12 protein-coding genes are annotated in these 15,144 nt (G+C 69.9%); 5 read left to right on the top strand and 7 right to left on the bottom strand.

Features of this window, described 5'->3' with window-relative positions; genetic code table 11:
* Nucleotides 1-63: 63 nt before the first annotated feature.
* Nucleotides 64-1,488 (bottom strand): short-chain fatty acyl-CoA regulator family protein, encoded by a 1,425-nt coding sequence (locus NYF13_RS33010; protein ID WP_315661843.1) that lies wholly within the window; start codon nucleotides 1,486-1,488, stop codon nucleotides 64-66.
* 228 nt (nucleotides 1,489-1,716) lie between these two features.
* Here NYF13_RS33010 and aceA point away from each other — a divergent pair, with 228 nt between their 5' ends.
* On the top strand, nucleotides 1,717-3,024 hold the full coding sequence (gene aceA, locus NYF13_RS33005; protein ID WP_315661842.1) for an isocitrate lyase: 1,308 nt from the start codon (nucleotides 1,717-1,719) through the stop codon (nucleotides 3,022-3,024).
* Nucleotides 3,025-3,105: 81 nt separating this feature from the next.
* Entirely contained in the window at nucleotides 3,106-4,713 is a 1,608-nt protein-coding gene (gene aceB, locus NYF13_RS33000) for a malate synthase A (RefSeq protein ID WP_315661841.1), read from the top strand.
* Between the two features lie 440 nt (nucleotides 4,714-5,153).
* Here aceB and NYF13_RS32995 read toward each other — a convergent pair whose 3' ends face one another.
* Nucleotides 5,154-5,687 (bottom strand): TetR/AcrR family transcriptional regulator, encoded by a 534-nt coding sequence (locus tag NYF13_RS32995; protein ID WP_315661840.1) that lies wholly within the window; start codon nucleotides 5,685-5,687, stop codon nucleotides 5,154-5,156.
* A gap of 94 nt (nucleotides 5,688-5,781) precedes the next feature.
* On the opposite strand from NYF13_RS32995, the gene NYF13_RS32990 reads away from it, so the two are divergent.
* Nucleotides 5,782-6,240 (top strand): nuclear transport factor 2 family protein, encoded by a 459-nt coding sequence (locus NYF13_RS32990; RefSeq protein WP_315661839.1) that lies wholly within the window; start codon nucleotides 5,782-5,784, stop codon nucleotides 6,238-6,240.
* Nucleotides 6,241-6,386: 146 nt separating this feature from the next.
* On the opposite strand, the gene NYF13_RS32985 is transcribed toward NYF13_RS32990, so the two are convergent.
* Entirely contained in the window at nucleotides 6,387-7,667 is a 1,281-nt protein-coding gene (locus NYF13_RS32985) for a glycosyltransferase family 4 protein (RefSeq protein WP_315661838.1), read from the bottom strand.
* Between the two features lie 79 nt (nucleotides 7,668-7,746).
* Between NYF13_RS32985 and NYF13_RS32980 the strand changes: the two genes are divergently transcribed.
* Complete coding sequence (locus NYF13_RS32980) at nucleotides 7,747-9,636, top strand: sugar-binding domain-containing protein (RefSeq protein ID WP_315661977.1); 1,890 nt, start codon at nucleotides 7,747-7,749, stop codon at nucleotides 9,634-9,636.
* Nucleotides 9,637-10,267: 631 nt separating this feature from the next.
* On the opposite strand, the gene NYF13_RS32975 is transcribed toward NYF13_RS32980, so the two are convergent.
* The 4 genes from NYF13_RS32975 to NYF13_RS32960 all read right to left on the bottom strand — a co-directional run bounded on the left by NYF13_RS32975 (nucleotide 10,268) and on the right by NYF13_RS32960 (nucleotide 14,114).
* Nucleotides 10,268-10,756: a glutathione peroxidase gene (locus NYF13_RS32975; RefSeq protein WP_315661837.1), complete on the bottom strand. Its 489-nt coding sequence runs from the start codon at nucleotides 10,754-10,756 to the stop codon at nucleotides 10,268-10,270.
* 67 nt (nucleotides 10,757-10,823) lie between these two features.
* Complete coding sequence (locus NYF13_RS32970) at nucleotides 10,824-12,338, bottom strand: glycoside hydrolase family 57 protein (protein WP_315661836.1); 1,515 nt, start codon at nucleotides 12,336-12,338, stop codon at nucleotides 10,824-10,826.
* Nucleotides 12,335-13,105, bottom strand: a complete 771-nt coding sequence (locus NYF13_RS32965; RefSeq protein WP_315661835.1) for a class I SAM-dependent methyltransferase — start codon at nucleotides 13,103-13,105, stop codon at nucleotides 12,335-12,337. Before NYF13_RS32965 ends, NYF13_RS32970 begins: the two co-directional genes overlap by 4 nt.
* Before the next feature lie 169 nt (nucleotides 13,106-13,274).
* Nucleotides 13,275-14,114: a DegV family protein gene (locus NYF13_RS32960; protein WP_315661834.1), complete on the bottom strand. Its 840-nt coding sequence runs from the start codon at nucleotides 14,112-14,114 to the stop codon at nucleotides 13,275-13,277.
* Nucleotides 14,115-14,357: 243 nt separating this feature from the next.
* Between NYF13_RS32960 and NYF13_RS32955 the strand changes: the two genes are divergently transcribed.
* Nucleotides 14,358-15,143, top strand: coding sequence for an electron transfer flavoprotein subunit beta/FixA family protein (locus NYF13_RS32955; RefSeq protein ID WP_315661833.1), 786 nt, complete (start codon nucleotides 14,358-14,360; stop codon nucleotides 15,141-15,143).
* Nucleotide 15,144 lies beyond the last annotated feature (1 nt).

The following is a 15,144-nucleotide window of genomic DNA, read 5'->3' as shown; positions in this document are numbered from 1 at the left end:
CCCCGCTGCCTCTCAGACCCCGCTGCCTCTCAGACCCCGCTGCCTTTGAGACCCCGGTGCCTCTCAGACTTTGGGCACCGCCGGGTACGGGACGAACGTGCTGGTGTTCTCGTCGACGGTCAGCGGCTTGCCGATCGCCGGGAACGCGCGCTGCGAGCAGGCCGGGCGTTCGCAGACTTTGCACCCCATGCCGATGGGTGTCGCGGCGGCGGGTTCGTCCAGGTCGAGACCGGTGGAGTAGACGAGCCGCCCGGCGTGGCGCAGTTCGCAGCCGAGGCCGACGGTGAAGGTCTTGCCCGGGCTGCCGAAGCCGCCGATGTTGCGCGAGACGGTGCGCGCGACCCAGAAGTACCGCTTCCCGTCGGGCAGGGCGGCGATCTGGGTCAGGATCTTGCCGGGCGAGGTGAACGCCTCGTAGATGTTCCACAGGGGACACGCGCCGCCCACGCGCGAGAAGTGGAAGCCGGCCGCCGACTGCCGCTTGGACATGTTGCCCGCCCGGTCCACCCGCACGAACGAAAACGGCACGCCGCGCTGCTTCGGCCGCTGCAGCGTCGACAGCCGGTGACAAGCCGTCTCGAAGCCGACGCCGTAGTGGTCGCAGAGGCGTTCGATGTCGTAGCGGAACTTCTCGGCCGTGGCCAGGAACTGGCCGTACGGCAGGATCAGCGCGCCGGCGAAGTAGTTCGCCAGGCCGACCCGCGCGAGCGTCCGCGCCGCCGGGCCGGAGAACGCCCACGAATCGGCCAGTTCGGTGATCAGGTCGTCGTATTCGAGCAGGGCGATCTGCGACGCCATCCGGAAGGCCTGCTGCCCGACGCGCAGGCTCGGTGCGAGCCGCAGCACCCGCGTCGCCGGTTCGTACCGATGCTGCTGGCCGGCGGATTCGTCGATGCCTTCGGCGGTGACGTCCACGCCGTAGCGCTGCCAGAGCCGTTCCTTCAGCGAGCTGAGCACGGCGCCGCGGCGCAGCGGGATCTCGGCGGCCATGCGCTCGGCGCGCTCGTCCAGCTCGGCCACGTAGTTCTCGCGCTCGTAGAAGAAGTCCCGCACCTCCTCGTGCGGCAACGCCGCGGCCGCGCTGCCGTGCAGGCCCAGGCCGTTTTCCGTGGTCAGCACCGCGGTGCTCTCCACGGCGTTGCGGTAGCTGCGGTGCAGCTTGACCAGCGCCTGGGCGATGGACGGCAAATTGGTCGCCAGCTCGTTCAGCTCACCGGTGGTGACGTCGAGGCCGAGGACCTCGTCGAGCAGGGCCTCCTTGACGTCGGCGACCAGGCGCGCGGTGTCGTTGTTGGCGAAGAACTCCGTGTCGACGCCGAACGCCTGGGTGATCCGCATCAGCACGGGCACGGTCAGCGGCCGCGAGTTGTGCTCGATCTGGTTGAGGTAGCTGGGTGAGATCTCCAGCACACGGGCGAGGTCGGCCTGGCTCATCGAGCGGCTCTCGCGCAGGTGCCGCAGCCGTGCCCCGGCGAAAGTTTTGTCCATGGGTGCTCCGTCCGGCCGGAAGGTTTCCGGGCCTGAACGATTACGTGAACGATCAAGCCCGTGAATTTTCGCCCGGTTGCCAATCCGTAATTCGCAACCTTCGCAAGATGCTACGCAAGCTTCACACAAATTGGCAAATTGGAGCTATAGCCGCTGCTCTTGTGCTCGTGTGAGGGTCATGGCCAGGCAAGGCGAGCAATCGCAAACTTCGCAACACGGGAGAGTCCGATGACCGAGCAGGCCAAGCAGCTCGAGCAGGCGGCGGCCGGACTGGCCGAGCAGTGGAAGACCGACCCCCGGTGGGCGGGCGTTCAGCGGACCTACTCCGCCGCGGACGTGGTGAAGCTGCGCGGCAGCGTCGTCGAGGAGCACACGCTCGCCCGCCGCGGTGCGGAGAAGCTGTGGAAACTGCTGCACACCGAGGACTACGTCCACTCGCTCGGCGCCCTCACCGGCAACCAGGCCGTGCAGCAGGTGCGCGCCGGCCTGAAGGCCATCTACCTGTCCGGCTGGCAGGTCGCGGCCGACGCCAACCTGTCCGGGCAGACCTACCCGGACCAGAGCCTCTACCCGGCCAACTCGGTGCCCGCGGTCGTCCGCCGCATCAACAACGCGCTGAGCCGCGCCGACCAGATCGCCTGGGCCGAAGGATTCGACAGCACCGAAACCGGCGGTGAGCCCATCGACTGGTTCGCGCCGATCGTCGCCGACGCCGAGGCCGGTTTCGGCGGTCCGCTCAACGCGTTCGAGCTGATGAAGGGCATGATCGCGGCCGGTGCCGCGGGCGTGCACTGGGAGGACCAGCTCGCGTCCGAGAAGAAGTGCGGTCACCTCGGCGGCAAGGTGCTGATCCCGACCAAGCAGCACGAGCGCACGCTGAACGCCGCCCGCCTCGCCGCCGACGTGTTCGACGTGCCGTCGCTGATCGTCGCCCGCACCGACGCGCAGGCCGCGACGCTGCTGACCAGCGACGTCGACGAGCGCGACCGCCAGTTCCTCACCGGCGGCCGGACCGCGGAGGGCTTCTACGAGGTCACCAACGGCATCGACCCGTGCATCGAGCGCGGCCTGGCCTACGCGCAGTACGCCGACCTGCTCTGGATGGAGACCTCCAAGCCGGACCTCGAGGTGGCGCGCAAGTACGCCGAGGCCATCAAGGCGAAGTTCCCGGACCAGATGCTGGCCTACAACTGCTCGCCCTCGTTCAACTGGAAGAAGCACCTGGACGACTCGACCATCGCGAAGTTCCAGCGCGAGCTCGGCCACATGGGTTACAAGTTCCAGTTCATCACGCTGGCCGGCTTCCACGCGCTGAACTATTCGATGTTCGACTTGGCTCACGGCTACGCCCGCGACGGCATGACCGCCTACGTCGACCTGCAGGAGCGCGAGTTCGCCTCCGAAGAGCGCGGTTACACCGCCACGAAGCACCAGCGCGAGGTCGGCACCGGCTGGTTCGACCTGGTCGCCACGGCGCTGAACCCGGAGAGCTCGACCACGGCGCTCAAGGGCTCCACCGAAGAAGCGCAGTTCTGAGCCCTGCTCCCCACCGCGGGCCGGCGGTCTCTCCCGCCGCCGGCCCGCCCCCCCATTCCTTCCCGTTCGCGGAGGTACGAGATGGCCGACAAGCTGAACTACCGCATCGAGGTCACCGGGCCCGCCGGTGACCGGTTCGCCGAGATCCTGACCCCGGCCGCGCTGGACTTCGTGGCCAAGCTCGACAACACCTTCGCCGGCCGCCGCCGCGAGCTGCTGGACGAGCGTCGCCACCGCGGCGAGCGGCTGCGGACGGGCGAGGAGAGGCTGGACTTCCGGCCCGAGACCCGCCAGATCCGCGAAGACGACAGCTGGCAGATCGCGCCGGTCGCGCCGGGTCTCGAAGACCGACGCGTCGAGATCACCGGCCCGACCGACCGCAAGATGACCGTGAACGCGCTGAACTCCGGCGCGAAGGTGTGGCTCGCCGACTTCGAGGACGCGACCGCGCCCACCTGGCACAACGTCGTCGACGGCCAGCTGAACCTGTTTGACGCCATACGCCGCAACATCGATTTCACCACCGAGGCGGGCAAGCGCTACACCATCGGCGAGGAGCCGGCCACGATCGTGGCCCGGCCGCGCGGCTGGCACCTGGTGGAGAAGCACATCCGCATCGACGGCCGTCCGGTCTCGGCCAGCCTCGTCGACTTCGGCCTGTACTTCTTCCACAACGCGCGCCAGCTGCTCGCCCGCGGCAGCGGCCCGTACTTCTACCTGCCGAAGCTCGAGAGCCACCTCGAAGCCCGGCTGTGGAACGACGTCTTCCGGCTGGCGCAGCAGGAGCTCGGCATCCCGCGCGGTTCGATCCGCGCCACCGTGCTGATCGAGACGATCACCGCCGCGTTCGAGATGGACGAGATCCTCTACGAGCTGCGCGAGCACGTGGCCGGGCTGAACGCCGGTCGCTGGGACTACATCTTCAGCATGATCAAGAACTTCTCCTCGCACGGCGCCGACTTCGTGCTGCCGGACCGCGCGCAGGTGACGATGACGGTCCCGTTCATGCGCGCGTACACCGAACTGCTGGTGCGCACCTGCCACCGCCGCGGCGCCCACGCGATCGGCGGCATGGCGGCGTTCATCCCGAGCAGGGACCCAGAGGCCAACGAACTCGCGTTGCAGAAGGTCCGCCAGGACAAGGAGCGTGAGGCCGGCGACGGCTTCGACGGTTCGTGGGTCGCGCACCCCGGACTGGTCCCGGTCTGCCGCGAGGTGTTCGACGGCGTGCTCGGCGGCTGGCCCAACCAGCTCGGCAAGCTGCGCGAGGACGTTTCCGTGACCGCCGAAGACCTGCTGGACGTGGCCAGCGCCGGCGGCGAGGTGACCGAGGACGGCGTGCGCGCGAACATCAACGTCGCGCTGCGCTACGTCGACTCGTGGCTGCGAGGCACCGGCGCCGCGGCGATCCACAACCTCATGGAGGACGCCGCGACCGCCGAGATCGCGCGCTGTCAGGTGTGGCAGTGGATCCGCAACGGCACGAAGCTGGAGGACGGCACCGCGCTCACCCGCGAGCTGGCCGCCGAGTTCCTGGAGGAAGAGCTGGCGAAGGTCCGCGCGGACCTCGGACCGGACAGCCGCCTCGCCGACGCCCACGCGATCTTCACCGAGACCGCCCTCGGCGAGAAGCTACCGAGCTTCCTGACGACGGGCGCGTACGCCCGCTACCTCACCGACGCCCGGTGAGCCGGCTCCGGCCGCCCCCGACCTGACCGGGGGCGGCCGGTTTCCGCACCGAATGGGACGGTGCGGTGACGGGTCCGGTGGCGGAGGCTCCCCGCCGCCGGACCCGAGTACTTTCCGGCGGAGCGCTGGTTGCCGCTGCCGTCGCCGCTGGCGGGCGATGGCCCTGAGCGGGGCGTGGCCGCTCTCCGGCGAGGGCTCCGACCTGGTCGTAGCCGCCCTACCGCAAAGGTGCCCGACCCAACTGGAAGCGACGACTTCCAGGAGCCGATCTCCGGACGTCCGAAATCGGAATCCCGCTGCGATCGGCCGTGAAGCGTCGCGGTGCTCAGCGCCGGGCCGCCCGTTCGGAGTCGGCTTGCAGGCACCCTCAGCGTCGCCTCCGAACGGCGGTGAAGCGCACTTGGTCTCCCCACTGTCGAGCCATTCATCGGCGAATCCACTCAGCGGCGGCGGCTCAGCAGCGTCTCCGCGGCGGCTCGGGCGGTGCGCGCCTCCCTGGCGTCCCCCGTGATCGCGGCGAGGACCGTGGCGCCCTCCACCAGTGCGAAGAGCTGATCGCCGAGTATCGGCGACGGGACGAGGCCGCGCAGATAGCCCCGCACCTCGTCCTTGTGCTTCCGGATGGCCGCCGCAACGCCAGAGGCGGGTTTGCCGAACTCGCCGAACGAGTTGACGAACGCGCAGCCCCGGAAGCCCGGCTCCCCGAACCACTCGTGCAGCCAGTCGAAGACGGCCAGCGGATCGTCGCCGCGGGCGCGGACGAAGTCGCGCAGGGACTGCCGCCAGCGCTCGTCGCGCTTCAGCAGATAGGCGGTGACGAGCTCGTCTTTCGACGGAAACACCTGGTAGAGCCGTTTGAGGGAGACGCCGGACTGCGTGCGCACGGCGTCCATGCCGACCGCCTGCACGCCGTGCGCGTAGAAGAGGTCTTCGGCTGCTGCCAGTAGCTTTTCGGTGGCTTCGGCGGTGTCCACGTCACGTTCCTCTGGTGCGGAGAATGAGCGTTCTCTATCGTACGTGATCAGCAGCGGGGAACGCTCGTTCTCTGCCGGTCCAGGAGGAGCCTCGATGACACCGCGCCCGCCGTTCCCGCCGTTCGACGAGAGCACCGCTCGCCGAAAGGTCCAGGCCGCCGAAGACGCCTGGAACACGCGTGATCCCGAGAAGGTCTCGCTTGCGTACACCGAGGACTCGGTGTGGCGAAATCGCGATGAGCACGTCGTCGGCCGCGCGCAGATCGTCGAGTTCCTCGGCGCGAAGTGGGCGCGCGAACTGGACTACGCGCTGCGCAAAGAGCTGTGGAGCTTCCACGGCAATCGCATCGCGGTGCGTTTCCAGTACGAGTCGCGCGACGCGTCGGGCCGGTGGTTCCGCAGCTACGGCAACGAGTTGTGGGAGTTCAGCGACGAGGGCCTGATGCGCCGTCGTGAGGCGAGCATCAACGACCGGCCGATCGCGGAGAGCGAACGGCGGATTTTCGGCCCCCGCCCGAAATCCGAGCACGGCCGGGAGTTCCCGGTCTTCTGAGCCGGCTCCGCACGATCGGCTGCGGGCGAATCCAGGTGCCCCTCGGGTCGACCTCCTACCAAGGCTTGGGTATCACGCCACCCTCCGAGAAGCCGTCCTGACCGGAAGGTTCAGCTTCATCGTCACTGCCGCGTCCGTTCTCGCCGCTATCTACCGGGCGCGAGCTGCGGTACTTGCAGCTCGAAAGCGTTGCCCGTGGCGATCTTCGGACGCCCCAGCTCGACCGGTTCCGACCGCCGTGCGCGGCGGTAGACCTCGGCCGTCGCCTCGGCGATGCGGCCCCAGTCGAAGTCCGCGGCCAGGCGCGACTGGGCCACTCGCGCCCGGCGGGTGGCCGCCGCGGCGTCGCCGAGGACCGCGGTGACCGCGGTGGTCAGGCCGGTGACGTCACCGGGCTCAAAGGCCAGGCCGGTCTCGCCGTCCACGACCACCTCGCCGAGTCCGCCCGCGGTCGAGGCCACCAGCGGCGCCTTCGCGGCGGCGGCCTCCAGTGCGACGATCCCGAACGGCTCGTACCGGCTCGGCAGCACCACGGTGTCGGCCGCGGCGAGCAGGGCGCGCAGCTCCCGGTCGGGCAGATGCCCGGTGAAGTCCACCGCGCGCCGGATCCGCAACCGGCGGGCCTGCTCCACCAGCTCTTCGTGGTGTCGCCCCTTGCCGGCGACGACCAGACGGGTGCCCGGAAAACGGCGACGGATCCGCGGTAGCGCAGTGAGCAGATCCTGCACGCCCTTCTCCCATTCGAGCCGCCCGAAGAACAACAGGAACGGCGCTCCGTCCGGGCTGTGCTGGGCGCGCACGCGCGCGACCTCGGCCGCGGACACGCGCCAGCTCCGCTCCTCGATCCCGTTGTGGATGACCGTGACGTCGGCGGCGTCGATCTCGAAGAGGTGCGCGACCTCTTTGCGCATCGCCTGCGAGCAGGTGATCACGGCGTCCGCACGGGTTGCCAGCCACCATTCGACGGAGTGCACCTGCTGGTTCAGCGAGTGCGAGAGCCAGCCGGAGTGCCGGCCGGCCTCGGTCGCGTGGACGGTGCCGATCAGCGGTACGCGCGCGGCTTCCGCGATCGCGATGGCGGGGTGCGTCACCAGCCAGTCGTGCGCGTGGACGACGTCGGGCGGCCAGGTGCGCAGCAGGTCCTGCGCCGCGCGGACCATCGCGTGCCCCATGGCGAGCGTCCAGGCCACGAGGTCGCGCTCGAAGGTCAGGTGCATCGGGTCCTCGGCCACGCGGATCACGCGCACGCCATCGGTCACGCGGTCGCTGCGCGGGTGCGTCGAAGCGTCGGTCCCGGCCGTGTGGCGACAGAGAACCACCACGTCATGGCCCTGTTCCGCGAGGTGGCGGGCCAGCGCGTGCACGTGCCGGGCGAGCCCGCCGATGACCACGGGCGGGTACTCCCAGGACAGCATCAGCACGCGCATGGGCCGAGGTTACTCGTCAGTCGGTTCCGGTGGGCGGCCTGGCTGCCGCCGTCGCCGATCTCTGCCACCATCGGTGGTGATGACTTCCGGTCAGCCCGAGTGGCATCCCAAGGACCCATCCCTGACGACGCCGTGGACCGGCCTCGTCGACCCCTCCGCGGTGCTCCCCGAATACCCGCGGCCGCAGTTGAGGCGGTCTCGGTGGCTGAATCTCAACGGCCTCTGGGACTACGCCGGGTGGCCGTTCTCGACGGACGAGCCGCGGCCGGTCGGTTACGGCGAGCGCATCCTGGTCCCGTTCGCGCCGGAGTCGGCACTCTCTGGAATCGCGCGGCACGACGAGGTCCTTTGGTACCGGCGGCTGTTCGAGGTTCCGGACGACTGGCGAGGCGAACGCGTTCTGCTTCATTTCGGCGCGGTCGACCAGACCGCGAAGGTGTGGGTGAACAACCAGCTGGTGGTCACCCACGAGGGTGGGTACACGGCGTTTTCGGCGGACATCACGGACGTCCTGCGGGCGTCGGGGCCCCAGGAGCTGACCGTGCGGGCGGAGGATCGCACGGATATCGCGCCGTTCCCGGTCGGCAAACAGCGGAATGAGCCCAGCGGGATTTGCTACACGCCGGCGTCCGGGATCTGGCAGACGGTGTGGGCCGAGCCAGCGCCCGCCACGCGGGTTTCAGAACTCGAGATTACCTCGGACCTGACTGGGTTTACCGTATTTCAGCAGGTCGATGGCGGTTCTCGGGTTGAGCTGGTGGTGTCGTCGCCCAACGGCGACGAGGCCGCGCGGGTCAGCGGCGTCGCCGGTCAGCGGCTACGGGCGGAGGTGCCGGACCCGCATTTGTGGACGCCGGACGATCCGCACCTGTACGACCTGACGGTCCGGCTCCTGGACCATCGAGGACAGACCCTTGACGAGGTCGCGAGCTATGGCGGGTTACGCACGGTGAGCGTAATTCCGGACGAGGCCGGCCGGCCGCGGATAGCGCTCAACGACCGCATCACCTTCCTGCACGGCCCGCTCGACCAGGGGTATTGGCCGGACGGCGTCTACACGGCGCCCACCGACGACGCCCTTCGATTCGACCTTGAGCAGACGAAGGAGCTGGGGTTCAACTTCGTCCGCAAGCACGTGAAGGTCGAGCCGGCGCGCTGGTACTACTGGGCGGACCGGCTGGGTCTGGTCGTCTGGCAGGACATGCCGTCGCTGGTGGTGTCGTTCGACGGTCCGCCGGGGCCCGCGCCCGACCCGGTGCCGGAGGGCCAGGAGCGGTTCGAGGCGGAGCTGCGGGAACTGCTCGCGCAGTTGCGGAACGTGACGTCGATCGTCGCGTGGGTCCCGTTCAACGAGGGGTGGGGCGAGTTCGACACCGCGCGCGTCGCCTCGCTGGTCAAAAGTCTGGACCCGACCCGGCTGGTAGTCGCGAACAGCGGCGTGAACTGCTGCTTCTCCCGCTCGGACGTGGGCGCCGGCGACGTCTACGACGACCACACCTACGTCGGTCCCGGCGAGCCGCGCGAACGGGACCATCGTGCCCTGGTGGACGGTGAGTACGGCGGGATCGGCCTGGTCCTGGACGGTCACTGCTGGCCCGGGCCGCCGCAGGCCTACGAAATGGTGCCGTCCCCGGCGCGGCTGACCGAGCGCTACGTCGAGGTCAGCGAACGGCTGGAACGGCTGGTCGGCGAACTCGGCCTGTCCGGCGCGATCTACACCCAGACGACGGACGTCGAGAACGAGGTCAACGGTCTGCTGACCTACGACCGCCACCGCGTCAAACTCGACGCCGCCCGGGTGGCGGCCCACAACCGCGCGGTCATCAGGCGCGGTTCCGACATGGCCGAGGGGGCGTCGCTCGGAAACGGCGACGGTCGAAAAGCGGGCTCGACCAGCCAATCCGCTGAGTGGTCTAAAACCGGCGACAGCCTGGACCTCGGTCCGGACGGGGGCTCTGGCGCAACCTGAAGCAGACGGCAGCCCGCCTGTAGGCCGGAAACGGCGACGGTCCGGATGTTGGCGAAGAAACGGTGAGAGGGCGGGAATAACGCCAACCAGTGTTCCCGCCCCCGCGGCAGACGGCCGCCGGGACCCTCGCCGGATCGGCGGCCGGATCACCCACGACCCGCCATCCGGACCGCGGCAACCGGGACCGGCAATCGCCATCGGCGATCGCAACCGGGACCAGGACCGGCTTCAGATGGCCCGCGACCGGCAACCATGATCGGCAACCACGACCACGACCGGGACCGGCTCCAGATGGCCGGCAATCGGCGACGGCCACCGGCCACCGGCGACCGGCGACCGGCGACCGGCGACCGGCGACCGGCGACCGGCGACCGGCGACCGGCGACCGGCGACCGGCGACCGGCGACCGGCGACCGGCGACCGGCGACCGGCGACCGGCGACCGGCGACCGGCGACCGGCGACCGGCGACCGGCGACCGGCGACCGGCGACCGGCGACCGGCGACCGGCGACCGGCGACCGGCGACCGGCGACCGGCGACCGGCGACCGGCGACCGGCGACCGGCGACCGGCGACCGGCGACCGGCGACCGGCGACCGGCGACCGGCGACGAAACCGGATCCGACCAGTCCTCAGGCCGGCAACGTCGCTTCGATCGCCTTCACCACGGTCTCGTCCTCCGGCTCGGTCCGGGGGCGGAAACGGCCCACCACCTCGCCGGCCGGGTTGATCAGGAACTTCTCGAAGTTCCACTGCACGTCGCCCGCGGTGCCCTCGGCGTCGGGGGTCTCGGTGAGCGAGGAGTACAGCGGGTGGCGGTTTTCGCCGTTGACGTCGACCTTCTCGAACAGCGGGAAGGACACGCCGTAGGTGGTCGAGCAGAACGTCTGGATCTCCTCGGCCGTGCCCGGCTCCTGGCCCGCGAACTGGTTGCACGGGAAGCCGACGACGGAAAAGCCCCGCTCGCCGTACTGCTCCTGCAGCCGCTCCAGCCCGGTGTACTGCGGGGTCAGGCCGCACTTCGACGCGACGTTGACCACCAGGAGCGTCTTACCCCCGAGCGCGCCCAGGGTGGTGTCTTCGCCCGAGAGCGTCTTCAGCGGAATCTCGTTGATGCCCATTTCCTCACTGCCTTCCCTTGATCGGCCGTTCCCTGATCGGCCTTTCCCCTGATCGGAGCACTTGCGGCTAAACCAGCAGGGCCCGCGCGTCCAGATGTCCGAACGGCCCGTCGTCGCGCCGGTATTCCGCCGCCAGTTCGGCGGCGCGCGTCCGGTTGCCCGCGCGCAGCAGCCCAGCGAGCGTGTCGAAGCGCTCGGTGTGCACGTGGGCGCGCCGGCGGGCGTAGTCGGCGGCGGAATCCTTCGTGACCATGAACGCCCAATCGCTCGAAAGCGCCAGCATCGCCTCCGCGACGGCCTGATCGGCCACCGGGTCGCGAACGGACCGGTCAAGCTTCGAGACGAGGTCCAGCAGCCGCGTCTGCAGGGCGGTGTTGTCCTCGACCATGTCCGCGACCTGCTCGCCGTCCCACACGCGCCAGTCCTTGCCGGACCCCCAGGACGAAACCGGCAGATCGATCGCCGGGCCCAGGTGGCCGGCGTCCAGCGCGCCCTTCAGCGTCGTCACGCGCACGCCCGCTTCGGGCAACGCGCGCAGCACGCCCTCCAGCCAGGCCGGGCCTTCGTGCCACCAGTGCCCGAACAGCTCCGTGTCGTACGCCGCGACCACCAGCGATTCGCGCCCGTGCTCCGCGCGCAGCGAGCGCAGCCGGGTGACGACCGTATCCACGAAGTCCTTGACGTGCAGGCCGAGCACGTCCGCGGCCAGCGCCGGATCGTACGGCGCCTTGTCCTGCGGCTCGACTTGCTGACCCGTGACGCGCGACGCCTTGAGCCCCACTTCGTGCGCCCACGAGTGGAAGTCGCGGTAGGCCGCGTGGCCCGGATAGCCCGCTTTCGGCGACCAGACGCGGTAGGTCACCTCCAGGTCGCGGCCGAAGCAGACGACGTCGGAGTCACCGACCGTGCGGGCCGACGAGGTGTGGCCGCGCAGCGACGGGCCGTCGACCAGGAAACGGTGAACGCCGACGGCTGCGTAATCCCGCTCCATGCCCGGCGCGTAACCGCACTCGGGCGCCCAGATGCCCTCCGGCCGCCGCCCGATGCGCAACGCCGTGTCGGCTAGGCCCTCGCGCAGCGCGAAGCGGCGTACGCGCTCGTCGAGCAGCGGCTGGAACGGGTGCGCCAACGGCCCACCCAGCAGCTCGATGGTGTCGCTGTCCACAAGTGACCGCAGGATCGGCGAGAACCCGTGCCGCCAGTGGGATTCCAGATCTTCGGTCGCGCGCACGGCCGTGCGGTGCTCCGCGGCGGCCAGCTCTCGCAGCAGCGGGTCGCCGCCCCACAGCGTCGACGCGTGCTGCGCGCGCAACTGCCAGTGGCCGAGCCAATCGTGGCAAGCGCTGATCGCGTACGGGTCGTCGAGCTGGGCCGCGAGCACCGGCGTCATCCCGAGAGTCAGAACGTCGCGTCGCCCCTCATCGGCGAACCGCCGCAGCAGGTCGATCATCGGCAGGTAGGAGTGGGCCCACGCCTGGTAGAGCCACTCTTCACCGACCGGCCAGCTTCCGTGGTGCGGCAGCCAGGGCAGGTGGCTGTGCAGAACCAGGCAAAAAGTGCCCTCGTGCTCGGTCGAGGTCATGCGCGCACCGCCACGGCGACCAGGTCGAGGCTGGCGTCGAGGTCGTCGGCGTGGACGGTGAAGTCCTCCGCGCGGATCGCGGCGACGTCCGCGAGCAGCGCCTCGGGCCAGACGGCCTGGCCGGGCAGCTCACCCATCACGACGTCCAGTTGCGCGTCGATGATCGAACCGCCGTGCTGCCGTTCCACCGCGCGCAGTCCGGCGCCGTGGTGCAGGCCGAGCAGTTCGACGTCGAAGCCCGCGGTGCGCAGCAGGCCGTCCAGTTCGGACGGTGCCAGCTCCCGGGTGTGGTACGGGTTCAGCGGGGTGTCGCGGTCCGGCGTGAAGGTGAGCCGGTTGGGGGTGGTGACCAGCAGCTTTCCGCCGGGCCGCAGCACCCGGTGGCATTCGGCGAGGAACCCGTCCTGGTCCCACAGGTGCTCGATCACCTGGAAGTTCGCGATCACGTCGACCGAGCCGTGGCGCAGCGGCAGGTACGCCAGGTTCGCGCGGGCCACCGAGACGTTCGGGTAGCGGCGGGCGACGTGTTCGGTGGTCGGGACGTCGTAGTCCAGGGCCAGCACCCAGCGCGCCCGCGTGGCGATCAGGCCCGCGCCATAACCCTCGCCGCAGCCCGCTTCCAGCACTGTGGCGCCGGCGCAATGGGGGAGCAGCGCTGCGTACGCGGCCTCGTGGCGGCGAAACCAATAATTTTCCTCGGGGATGCCCGGGACGGTCCGTTCGCCGGTGAGGTGGAGAGCCTCGGACCGGGTGGCTGGGGTGATCACCTGCGCGACCCTAGCGCGTGCCGTGTTCCGAGCGGCCCTTTCGTTCCTCACCCGGTCAGCGAATCCGTGCTGCCTCGGCCCGGCCTCGACGAGACCTGCGTGCCGCCCGGCTTTGACCTTCAGCGGGCGACACCGCCGTGACCGGCCGCACCGCCGCAACCGTGGCACCTCAGTTCAGCGGGGACACCGTGATGCTCATCGCGCCGGGGCCGACGTGGGCTCCGATCACCGTGCTGGCGTCGCCGACGATCACATCGGACACGCCCGGGATCTCCTCCTTCAACCGCCGGGTGACCTCACGTTCGTCGGAGCCGAACCGCGTGATCGCGAGGTCCACCTTCCGGTCGCCGGCGGCCTTGACCGCCAGCTCGACGAGCCGGTTCATCGCCCGCTTCGTGCCCGGGACCCGGGCGACCGGGCTGATCTCACCATTGCGGACGGTGAGCAGCGGCTTGATCGAGAACGCGGCACCCAGCAGCGACTGGGCGGCGCCGACGCGGCCGGAGCGGCGCAGGTATTCGAGGGTGTCGACGTAGATCAGCTCGGTCGCACCGCGGACGCGCCGTTCGGCGGCGTCGAGCACCCGGTCGAGCTGGCCCCCGGCACCGGCCACGCGCGCGGCGGACACCGACGCGAAGCCCAGGCTCATGCTGGCCGTGCCGCTGTCGATGATGTGGACCGGAATCCGGACCTGCTGGGCGGCCTCGCGGGCGGCCTGGACGGTTTCGGAGAGCCGGCCGGAGATGTGCATGCTGACGATCGCGGTCGCCCCGCGTGCGGCGGCGTCCTGGTAGGCCCAGAAGAACGCGCCCGGATCGGGTGGTGACGTGGTGACGGGGCGGCCGGCCTTCATGGTGTCGATGAGCTGGCCGCGATCGAACCGGCGCTCGTCGTCCGTGACGTCTTCGGCGTGCAGCTGGACCTGCACGACTCCGATGCCCCAGCGGGCGGCGAGCTGATCGGGCAGGCACGAGGTCGAGTCGGTGACTACGGCGATGTGCGCGGACATGGTGGGGGAGGTTAGTGCCTGGGGGCCTACTGCCCGTAGCCCACCATTGCTCCGATCGGGCGAGTGGTGTGCCGGGCGGGTTAATCGACCAAATACCAGGACGATAGTCCCACTAGATTGCTCATCCAGGTGAATGCGGTCACCTCAAGGGGTCCTGCCGCTCGAATGGCCCTAATCTACTGGCCAGTAGAGCACTGTCCCGCGGCCGGAGGCCGTCCCCTACCGGGAGGTCGAAGAAGACCCATGACGAACATCGTTGTCCTGGTCAAGCAGGTACCGGACACCTACTCGGAGCGGAAGCTCTCCGGTGCCGACAACACCCTTGACCGTGAATCAGCCGACGCCGTGCTCGACGAGATCAACGAGAAGGCCGTCGAAGAGGCTCTGAAGATCAAGGAAGCCGGCGAGGGCGAGGTCACGGTGATCTCCGTCGGTCCCGACCGCGCCACCGACGCGATCCGCAAGGCGCTGTCCATGGGCGCCGACAAGGCCGTCCACGTTTCCGACGAGGCGCTGCACGGCTCCGACGCCATCGCCACCGCCAAGGTGCTGGCCGCCGCGATCGGCAAGGTCGAAGGCTACGACCTGATCATCACCGGCAACGAGGCCTCCGACGGCCGCGGCGGTGCCGTGCCGGCGATCCTGGCCGAGCTGCTCGGCCTGCCGCAGCTGACCTACGTGCGCCAGCTCACCATCGAGGGCACCACCGTGAAGGCCGACCGCGAGACCGAGGACGGCATCACCCACATCGAGGCGAGCCTGCCCGCGCTGGTCAGCGTCGGCGAGAAGATCAACGAGCCGCGTTACCCGTCCTTCAAGGGCATCATGGCCGCGAAGAAGAAGCCAGTCGAGACGCTGACCATCGCCGACCTGGGCGTCGACGCGGGCGAGGTCGGCCTCGCCAACGCGTGGTCCAGCGTGGTCGAGTCCTCCCCGAAGCCGCCCCGCACCGCGGGGGAGAAGGCCGAGGACGAGGGCGACGGCGGCACCAAGGTCGCCGAGTACCTGGTCGCGCAGAAGCTCATCTGAG

This window comes from Amycolatopsis sp. PS_44_ISF1 (assembly GCF_032335455.1).
In the GTDB taxonomy this organism is placed as follows: Bacteria; Actinomycetota; Actinomycetes; order Mycobacteriales; family Pseudonocardiaceae; genus Amycolatopsis.
The sequence above is the reverse complement of the archived record's forward strand: the minus strand, read 5'-3'. Positions and strand labels throughout refer to the sequence as shown.

Coding starts and splice junctions, on each gene's coding strand:
- aceB (WP_315661841.1), top strand. CDS start 3,106: ATGGCCGACAAGCTGAACTACCGCATCGAGGTCACCGGGCCCGCCGGT.
- NYF13_RS33010 (WP_315661843.1), bottom strand. CDS start 1,488: ATGGACAAAACTTTCGCCGGGGCACGGCTGCGGCACCTGCGCGAGAGC.
- aceA (WP_315661842.1), top strand. CDS start 1,717: ATGACCGAGCAGGCCAAGCAGCTCGAGCAGGCGGCGGCCGGACTGGCC.
- NYF13_RS32975 (WP_315661837.1), bottom strand. CDS start 10,756: ATGGGCATCAACGAGATTCCGCTGAAGACGCTCTCGGGCGAAGACACC.
- NYF13_RS32980 (WP_315661977.1), top strand. CDS start 7,747: ATGACTTCCGGTCAGCCCGAGTGGCATCCCAAGGACCCATCCCTGACG.
- NYF13_RS32960 (WP_315661834.1), bottom strand. CDS start 14,114: ATGTCCGCGCACATCGCCGTAGTCACCGACTCGACCTCGTGCCTGCCC.
- NYF13_RS32955 (WP_315661833.1), top strand. CDS start 14,358: ATGACGAACATCGTTGTCCTGGTCAAGCAGGTACCGGACACCTACTCG.
- NYF13_RS32990 (WP_315661839.1), top strand. CDS start 5,782: ATGACACCGCGCCCGCCGTTCCCGCCGTTCGACGAGAGCACCGCTCGC.
- NYF13_RS32970 (WP_315661836.1), bottom strand. CDS start 12,338: ATGACCTCGACCGAGCACGAGGGCACTTTTTGCCTGGTTCTGCACAGC.
- NYF13_RS32985 (WP_315661838.1), bottom strand. CDS start 7,667: ATGCGCGTGCTGATGCTGTCCTGGGAGTACCCGCCCGTGGTCATCGGC.